The organism is Sediminibacterium salmoneum NBRC 103935, assembly GCF_000511175.1.
In the GTDB taxonomy this organism is placed as follows: Bacteria; Bacteroidota; Bacteroidia; order Chitinophagales; family Chitinophagaceae; genus Sediminibacterium; species Sediminibacterium salmoneum.
The window spans coordinates 651722-660864 of record NZ_KI866530.1 but is presented as its reverse complement, the minus strand read 5'-3'; the positions used below and the strand labels follow the sequence as shown (position 1 = coordinate 660864).

Genomic DNA, 9143 nt, shown 5'->3' with positions numbered 1-9143 from the left:
CCTCCTACAATTACCCGCTTTTTCTGAACAGACTCCTGATAGATATATTCAGGAAAAGAATATATAGGTAGTGCTAAATCCCTGGCTTTCAACAACTCAGGATTGTCGGCCCTGGCATGCATCCCCAGAATTACCGCATCCAGTTCAGGAGTAATGCATTCGGGATTCCACCCAATAGCCTCCGGTAAAATACCAGCTTCTTTTAGATTACCAAGAGCAGGTTCAAAAATTTCGTCATCCGTGCCTGTAACCTGATATCCTTTCTTTTTTAGTGCAATGGCCAGTTGATGCATCACACTTCCGCCTATTGAAATAAAATGAACCTTCATACGTTTATTAGTTTAGACAAAACAATTTAACAATATCAAAGCCAAAATCAGGCAGCATATTCGCCTAAATGAATATCTTTGATCAGGTGCAAAATACATCTTCCAAGATAAAGCCCAACAGCATGAAAAAAATCAGTCTCATTCTTCTTATTGCCATCAGCACAGCGCTGGTATTCAGTTCCTGCGCTTCTGTTAAAGGAAAGGGATGCCCCACCACCAATCCACGCTATTTCAGAGGGTAATCTGCATTGCTAGTTTTAAATGAATTAATTTTGCAGAAAGCAACTTTATGAATTGGATTCATTTAACAGAGATAACAGCAATTGATCAGATAATTAAAGATTCATTTGATAAGCCACAGGTAATTTTTAAACATAGTACCCGCTGCTCTATCAGTTCCATGGCATTGAACCGTTTGGAAAGAGAAGAAGCCCCTGCCAATGCTACATTCTATTACCTGGACTTATTAAACTATCGCAATATCTCCAATGAAATTGCAGATAAATTCAATGTATACCACGAGTCTCCGCAAATATTGATTATCAAAAACGGGGAATGTGTGTATGATGAAAGCCATCAGGGCATTAATATGAGTGAAATAGAAGAGCAGGTAGCCGCTTAGTGTTCAAATCATCAGTTTATGAATATTACCGTTTTTGGAGCAACTGGTCAGGTGGGCAAAAGAATTGTGCAAATGGCATTGAACCAGGGGCACCATGTTACTGCATTCGGAAGAAATGTGGAATCCCTGATAGACAGAGATAATACCAATGAATTACTGACCGCGCAAAAAGGGTATTTATTCAATGAAAAAGATGTTGCAAAAGCCATAGAACATGCAGATGTAATAATCTCAGTATTAGGTGGGGCTTCCGATGGATCAGATAAAACCAGAAGCCTGGGCATCAAACATATTGTAGAACAGATGCAGAAAAAAGGGAAAAGAAGAATTGTGGCATTGGGTGGATTAGGAGTGTTGAATGCCGAAGACAATACCCTTATATTACACGGAGAAGAGTACCCGGAAGAGTACCTTGCGGTAGGCAATGAACACCTTAAAGCATTTGAAACTTTACTGGAAAGTAACCTGGACTGGACTTTCTTCTGCCCTGCCGATATAAAAGATAAAGAAGAAACAGGCATTTACATTACAAGCCTTAACTATGCGCCTGAACCCAATCATTTCAGAATAAATGCGGGCGACCTTGCATTGGAAATGCTGAAAGCCGCCACGCAATCTGAATATATTCAACAAAGAGTGGGAATCAGTAATTACTAAGCCAGTTCCACTACCATTGCACTGGCGCCACCACCACCGTTACAAATACCGGCAGCTCCAATTTTACCACCCTGCTGTTTCAACACATTAATAAGGGTTACAATAATTCTTGCGCCACTGCAGCCTAATGGATGTCCAATGGAAACTGCACCACCGTGAACATTTACTTTATCCGGAGACAAATTCATTTTCTGTGCATTAACAATACCTACCACAGAAAATGCTTCATTCAATTCTACAAAATCAATATCAGTCATTTGCAATCCGGCTTTGGCTACGGCCTTTGGCACTGCCAGTGAAGGTGTGGTGGTAAACCATTCAGGTGCCTGTTCAGCATCTGCATAAGAACGAACAATCGCAAGTGGTTTAATACCCAAAGCATCTGCTTTCTCCTTGCTCATTAAAACCACAGCTGCTGCACCATCGTTCATGGTACTTGCATTGGCTGCCGTTACTGTTCCATCCTTTACGAAAGCCGGCTTTAATCCTGCTATTTTATCGAATTTAACATTGTAGGGTTCTTCATCTTTAGAAAAGATAATGGGATCCCCTTTTTTATTAGGTATTTCAACAGGAACAATTTCTTCATTAAACCAGCCCTTCTCCCATGCAGCCTGACTTCTTTTATAACTCTCAATGGCAAATGCATCCTGGTCTTCCCTGCTGATATTGCATTCATTGGCACACAATTCAGCCGCATTGCCCATTGCATAATTATGATACACATCGGTTAATCCGTCTTTCGCAAGACCATCTATCATTTGCACATTACCGTACTTATTGCCCCAGCGCATATTCGGACTGTAGAAAGGAACATTACTCATGCTTTCCATGCCACCAGCCACAACAATATCTGAGTCTCCTAACAGGATAGACTGAACACCTTGTGCAATGGCTTTCATACCACTGGCACAAACCTTATTCACGGTTGTAGCAATTACAGAATCAGGAAGGCCGCCAAATTTTGCAGCTTGTCTGGCAGGGGCCTGACCTGTGTTGGCTTGTATTACACAGCCCATCAACACTTCATTAACCTGACCGGCATCAATACCTGCTTTAGCCAATGCACCTTTAATGGCAATTCCACCTAATTGAGTAGCTGTAAAATCTTTTAAACTTCCACCGAAACTTCCAATAGGGGTTCTTACTGCCGAAACAATATAAACTGTTTTTGTAGACATATTCCTTGAATTTGAGCAGCAAAGTTAATTAAAATACTAACACATGTTAGCACAATTAGGATTCAATTAACTGAATACCTGTCTGAGTAAAACTGATTAATTTCTGCTTGTATAAATTACCGGTGGTCATTTTAAAAGCTTTCTTGCTCATACCAAAGAAATCATAGATATCAGTGGGATCAGACTTGTCGTTATAGGGAAGGTATCCATTGTTTTCACGAAGAAGCTGAAGTATTTTCTGTCCCTCATCTTCCACTTTAGAAAACCCGGGCTTGCCCAACACCACATCAATTTTATTATCAGGTCTGATGGTTTTTATAAACCCTTTAACCTTATCTCCTATTTCCAGTTTCTGAAAAACTTCATTGCCGTGAAGAATGCCGATATGTTTGTTATTAATGATCATCACATAACCCAGCTCTGAAGTTCTGTAAACAAACAGATCTACCGGTTCCATTTCTTTTACCGTTAATTCATCATTGCTCATGAGGTTTTCAATCTTCTCTGTAGCGGCAACCCGACCCGTCATTTCATCAATATAGGGCATCACCAGATAAGAGCCGCCCATCCGCATTCCGGAAATCTGCTTAGAAACCGGCACAAATAAATCCTTCATTAATCCCCAGTCTAAAAAAGCTCCCTGCTTGGTAACAGACACCACTTTCAGTTTGGCAATTTCACCTACCACTGCTTTGGGTTCCTGCGTAGTGGCAATTAACCGATTATCCGAATCGTGATAAACAAAAACGCGCAGTTCATCCCCAATTTTCAGGTCTTTGGGCGCAAATCTTTTCGGCAACAAAATTCCTTCAGCACCATCTTCGAGATAGAATCCAAAGTCTACCTTACGGCTCACTTTTAATGTATTATATTGACCTACTTGAATATTTTCCATATGGCTGAATTAAAATAATTCGGTTTGAGCTGTATCGGCCGGGGGTCTTGTTTCCCACTCCATTTCTATGCTCTTATTAAAATCGGTCAGTTTAGCTCCTACCGCTTTCCATCCCATCACTTCCACCATTTTAGCCACTTTAAATTTGGCTTTGCGTACTTGCTGCCCTCGTCCGGTTTGCACCACCAGGATTGGCTCTGTTTCTGTGGTAACCGCTTCCAGGCGATTGTCTTTCCCTTCTTTAATAAAGGTGAACTGGGTTTTCAGCGTACTGGTTTCAATTTTAAAACGCTTGATATTGTATTGTCCTTTTTCAGCATCCAGATACACGGCCGTTATGGTTTTCTCCGGATTAAACTGTTCTATCAATGCCACTTTTTCAGGTTCAAAGCGCTGCGTAATTTCTGTATCGGTTAATTCATAAGAACCATCCTGATAAATCACCAGTATGCGTTCGTCTTCAAATATACCCAGATACTGACCCTTTTCTTCCGTATTCAATCTGCCGAACTTATCATCGAACCAGAGTTTTCTTCCAGCCAATGTACTCTTACCTGCTTCTTTTAGTTTAACAGTCTTGATAGGATACTTTGTAACCTGATTACCCATACTTCCTCTTCCCTTGATTTCCAGTTCTTCAAAATAGAAATCCAGCTCCTTAATACGGGCCGTACAATTAGGACTCAATACCACTTTCAATACTTCTGCTTCTCCGTTTGGATTAGCAGAAAAATAATGCACTTTGCTTTTATCTGTACCCTTGGTTAAATCGTATTCCTTGTCTCGCGTTACTCCTGTAACATTAAAACGCTTTGCATAACTCACACCCGATTTGCCATCCAGATAAATCATATTGTAAGTAGTGCGCTCATCATTTTTTACAAAAATAGCGGCATGAATAATGTCTTTTCCAATAAAGGTTTTATCGGAAACTTTAATCACTTTCATGATGCCCGATTTAGTAAAGGCGATGATATCGTCGTAGTCGGAACATTCACATAAGAATTCATCCTTTTTAAGACCTGTACCTATAAAGCCTTCTGCCCGGTTAATGTACAATTTAGTATTGGCAATGGCAACATGCTTCACCTGAATGGTATCAAATTCTTTAATCTCTGTCTTTCTTTCCCTGCCCTTACCAAATTTCTTTAACAGGTTGTCGTAATAAGCAATGGCAAAATCAGTCAGGTGCTCCAGATCATGGTTTACCTGCTGAATATCCGCTTCAATATTTTTAATCTGGTTATTCAGCTCATTGATATCGAGGCGATAAATTCTTCTTACGGGCTTCTCTGTCAGTTTTAAAATATCTTCTCTCTCAATAGGTCTTTTCAGTTTTTTCTTGAAAGGCCCGAATGCTTTGTCTATGGCAGCAATCACTTCTTCCCAGGTAGCATGTTTTTGTTCAAGCTCCTTATAGATTTTTTCTTCAAAGAATATTTTTTCCAGAGAAGTATAATGCCACTTATCTTCTAACTCTGCCAGTTTAATTTCCAGTTCTTTCTTCAACAATCCCTTGGTAAGATCTACCGAAGACTTCAGCAATTCCTGAACTCCCATGAAGCGGGGTTTGTGCGCTTCAATTACACAGGCATTGGGAGAAATACTTACTTCACAATCGGTAAATGCATATAAGGCATCAATGGTGATATCAGGTGAAATACCGGTTGCCAGATCAATATGTATTTCAACTTCCTTGGCTGTTACATCCGTAACTTTTTTAATCTTGATTTTTCCCTGATCATTGGCCTTGGTAATGCTCTCCATTAACTGAGTAGTAGTTACTCCATAGGGCACATCCCTGATAACCAATGTTTTCTTATCCAGCTCTTCAATATGTGCGCGCACACGAACTTTGCCCCCTCTTTTTCCTTCATTATAAGCGGCAACATCAATCATTCCTCCGGTTTGAAAATCCGGATACAATTCAAATTTCCTTCCTTTTAAGTGTTTAATTGCAGCATCAATCAGTTCACAAAAATTATGTGGCAATATTTTAGTAGACAAGCCTACGGCAATACCATCTGCACCCTGGGCAAGCAACAATGGAAACTTCATCGGAAGATTAACAGGCTCGTTTTTCCTGCCATCATAACTCAACTGCCACTCTGTTGTTTTGGCATTAAAAGCAACTTCCAGTGCAAATTTGGAAAGACGGGCTTCAATATACCTGGAAGCCGCAGCAGCATCGCCTGTTCTTACATCACCCCAGTTACCCTGAGTTTCAATAAGTAAATCCTTTTGTCCCAAATTCACCAATGCATCTCCAATACTGGCATCTCCGTGCGGATGATACTGCATGCTTTGCCCGATAATATTGGCCACTTTGTTGAATCTACCATCATCCATTTCTTTCATGGAGTGAAGAATTCTTCTCTGCACCGGCTTCAACCCATCTTCCAATGCAGGTACTGCCCTTTCCAAAATTACATACGATGCATACTCCAGGAACCAATTTTTATACTGTCCCTGAACACCGGTTTCATTTTCAAAAACCCTTCTGTCTATTTTCTCTTTTGCCATGCTTAATCCTTAATACAACCAACTTAATTTATTCTAACGCTTGTAACTTCATTCGAACTATTCAGCAGTAAGCTGAAAAGTAATTTCTTTCCAGCCCTTTGTAAAATCTCCCTGAACCGTCAGCTTTCCTTCATTCGCAAGACTTCTTAAACGCCATACCAGAAAAGCATCTCCGGTCTGAACCGGCATTTTACTTTGTGCAGTAGAAATAATTTTATTTAGCTTCTGCGCGTCTTTACCAATTTGAGCCAAAAGATATTTATCAAAAAACTGAACTTCTTTGGCTACTATCTTTTTACCACCTTCTAAAAAACGTACAAGGGCATTTTCTCTCATTGTTTTTTCCACTCGTCCGGATCCACTTCAAATTCACTTAAGTAATGGGCCTTGCCAGCTTTTTGGCTTTTGTAAATTCTCTTGGCTGAATTTGATGCAAATGTGTTGGATAAAATATATTTCCTTTCTCGTTAAAGAAAGGAAGATTGTTCAGATACAAAACCTGAATTCTACCAGCGAATTCAGCCAGCTGACTCATTAGCCAGTAATATCCGCAAACATCGTGGGCATTCTGTCCCATCCAGATCCATAGTTCCTGATTCTCGTCTTCCTGCAGCTGCTTTATCAACTGATGCACTGTCATTTTATCGTCTACAATATCCAGTTGATTTTCGTAGGGTGAATGCTCCAGCACTTCTTTCCACCAGTCTCTTCTTTGCTGGTAACCTTCTGTTGCATAAATATCCTCCACAGGTCCTACTGCAAAATCATCCTTTATTTCCATGACTTCGCCCTGCAAACTTTCGTCCAGTTCCATGGCCGACTGAAGCACTTTTACATTGGCCGCCTCAAATACAATATGAATCATCTATTCCTTTTTATTAGTCAACTAAATCAAGTTCAACTTTCAGATTATTAATAATAAACTCCTGTCTTTCCATGGTATTCTTACCCATATAATATTCCAGAAAGTCCTGTATATGATCACCCTGTTCTAAAATAACGGGTTGTAATTTCATATCCCTTCCAATGAAACGACCGAACTCCTCCGGAGAAATTTCACCCAACCCTTTGAAACGGGTAATCTCGGGCTTATTCCCCAGTTTCGCAGATGCCGCCTGTTTTTCGGATTCATCGTAACAGTAAATGGTCTCCTGTTTATTTCTTACCCGGAACAATGGCGTTTCCAAAATATAAACATGTCCTTTTTTAACCAGGTCAGGGAAGAACTGTAAAAAGAAAGTCATCAGCAATAAACGGATATGCATACCATCCACGTCGGCATCAGTAGCTATTACAATATTATTATAACGCAATCCTTCCAATCCTTCTTCAATATTCAAAGCATGTTGCAACAGATTAAATTCCTCATTCTGGTAAACCACTTTCTTGGTTTCCCCAAATGAATTCAGGGGCTTACCGCGCAAACTGAAAACAGCCTGGGTATCAACATTCCTGCTTTTGGTTATGCTACCGCTCGCACTATCGCCCTCGGTAATAAAAATGGTAGTATCCTTTTGCAGTGCTATAAATGCTTCCTTATTCTTAGCCGGCAATTCATCATTCAGATGTACCCTGCAATCCCTTAATTTCTTGTTGTGCAGATTGGCTTTCTTGGCTCTTTCATTGGCCAGCTTTTTAATACCAGCCAGTTCCTTTCTCTCTCTTTCATTCTGCTCTATGCGCTTTTTTAACGCATCCGCAGTAGCCGGGTTTCTGTGAAGGAAATTATCCAGTTCCTTGGCTAAAAAGTCCAGCACAAAAGACTTCATACTCTGTCCGCCTTCAGATACATTCTGAGAACCAAGCTTGGTCTTGGTCTGGCTTTCAAAAACCGGTTCCTGTACCCGAACCGAAACAGCAGCAACAATACTGGTTCTGATATCAGAGGCATCGTAATCCTTTTTGAAAAAATCCCTGATAACTTTTACGTATGCTTCCCTGAAAGCCTGCTGGTGGGTTCCGCCCTGCGTAGTATATTGTCCGTTTACAAAGGAAAAAATATCTTCCCCGTAATCGTTGTTATGCGAAATAGCAATTTCAATATCATCCCCTTTTAAATGAATGATTGGATAACGCAACTCATCAGGATTGGTCTTGCGCTGCAATAAATCGAGCAATCCGTTTTTACTCACGTATTTCTTGCCATTGAAATGCATGGCAAGACCTGCATTCAAATAACAGTAGTTCCACAACTGATTATCTAAATATTCATGAATAAAATGGAAATTCCTGAATACCGTATCATCCGGTGTAAACTGCACCAATGTACCGTTGGGTTCATCCGATTTGGTTTCCTTGTGATCCTTTACCAAAACTCCTTTTTCAAACTCAGCTGTTTTGGCTTTGCCGTCCCTGTAAGAAGTAACAGAGAAATGACTACTCAAAGCATTTACTGCTTTGGTACCCACTCCGTTTAACCCTACACTTTTCTGAAAAGCCTTGCTGTCGTATTTGGCACCAGTATTAATTTTACTTACTACATCCACCACTTTCCCCAATGGAATTCCACGGCCATAATCTCTTACCGTTACCATTTTCCCTTCAATGGTCAATTCAACCTGTTTGCCATGCCCCATGGTGTATTCATCAATACAGTTGTCAATCACTTCCTTGATTAGTACATACACACCATCGTCTGCAGCAGAGCCATCTCCCAGCTTACCAATATACATACCCGGACGAAGCCTGATATGTTCCTTCCAGTCGAGTGACCGGATACTGTCCTCATCGTATTTTACCAAATTCTTGTCTTCTGCCATAATTCCTGTTTAAGTCTAATATTGCTAACGGCAAATCTAAGTCCCTCAAATCGCAGCCCAATTTTTATTATCTACAAAAGGGCTTTTTATGTGGATAAATCGTTGTTTTTGGTGGATTTTATAGCCCAAATCCTACCTTTGCATCAATGAAAAGCCCTTTTCAGCCCCAGACCAATT

Annotated in this window: 9 protein-coding genes; 2 read left to right on the top strand and 7 right to left on the bottom strand. The window is 40.3% G+C overall.

Annotated features, from left to right (window positions below; genetic code table 11):
- The coding region (locus P767_RS15605; protein WP_037351598.1) for a Mur ligase domain-containing protein at positions 1–329 on the bottom strand (329 nt) is incomplete at its 3' end.
- Positions 330–618: 289 nt separating this feature from the next.
- Between P767_RS15605 and ytxJ the strand changes: the two genes are divergently transcribed.
- Positions 619–951 (top strand): bacillithiol system redox-active protein YtxJ, encoded by a 333-nt coding sequence (gene ytxJ, locus P767_RS0103280; protein WP_026763388.1) that lies wholly within the window; start codon positions 619–621, stop codon positions 949–951.
- Positions 952–969: 18 nt separating this feature from the next.
- Positions 970–1608, top strand: coding sequence for an NAD(P)-dependent oxidoreductase (locus P767_RS0103275; RefSeq protein WP_026763387.1), 639 nt, complete (start codon positions 970–972; stop codon positions 1606–1608).
- On the opposite strand, the gene P767_RS0103270 is transcribed toward P767_RS0103275, so the two are convergent.
- Genes P767_RS0103270 through P767_RS0103250 form a run of 6 tightly spaced genes read right to left on the bottom strand, consistent with a single transcriptional unit; the run spans position 1605 to position 8966 of the window.
- Entirely contained in the window at positions 1605–2789 is a 1185-nt protein-coding gene (locus tag P767_RS0103270; protein WP_026763386.1) for an acetyl-CoA C-acyltransferase, read from the bottom strand. The two genes, P767_RS0103275 and P767_RS0103270, sit on opposite strands and share 4 nt — an antisense overlap.
- 55 nt (positions 2790–2844) lie before the next feature.
- On the bottom strand, positions 2845–3684 hold the full coding sequence (locus P767_RS0103265) for a CvfB family protein (protein ID WP_037351597.1): 840 nt from the start codon (positions 3682–3684) through the stop codon (positions 2845–2847).
- A gap of 9 nt (positions 3685–3693) precedes the next feature.
- Positions 3694–6207 carry a DNA gyrase/topoisomerase IV subunit A gene (locus tag P767_RS0103260; RefSeq protein WP_037351596.1) on the bottom strand — a complete coding sequence of 838 codons (2514 nt, stop codon included), beginning with the start codon at positions 6205–6207 and terminating at the stop codon, positions 3694–3696.
- A gap of 57 nt (positions 6208–6264) precedes the next feature.
- Positions 6265–6543: a DUF3658 domain-containing protein gene (locus P767_RS18280; RefSeq protein ID WP_157611349.1), complete on the bottom strand. Its 279-nt coding sequence runs from the start codon at positions 6541–6543 to the stop codon at positions 6265–6267.
- Positions 6544–6580: 37 nt separating this feature from the next.
- Entirely contained in the window at positions 6581–7072 is a 492-nt protein-coding gene (locus P767_RS18275) for a DUF1835 domain-containing protein (RefSeq protein ID WP_157611347.1), read from the bottom strand.
- Between the two features lie 13 nt (positions 7073–7085).
- Positions 7086–8966 carry a DNA topoisomerase IV subunit B gene (locus tag P767_RS0103250; protein WP_026763383.1) on the bottom strand — a complete coding sequence of 627 codons (1881 nt, stop codon included), beginning with the start codon at positions 8964–8966 and terminating at the stop codon, positions 7086–7088.
- Positions 8967–9143 lie beyond the last annotated feature (177 nt).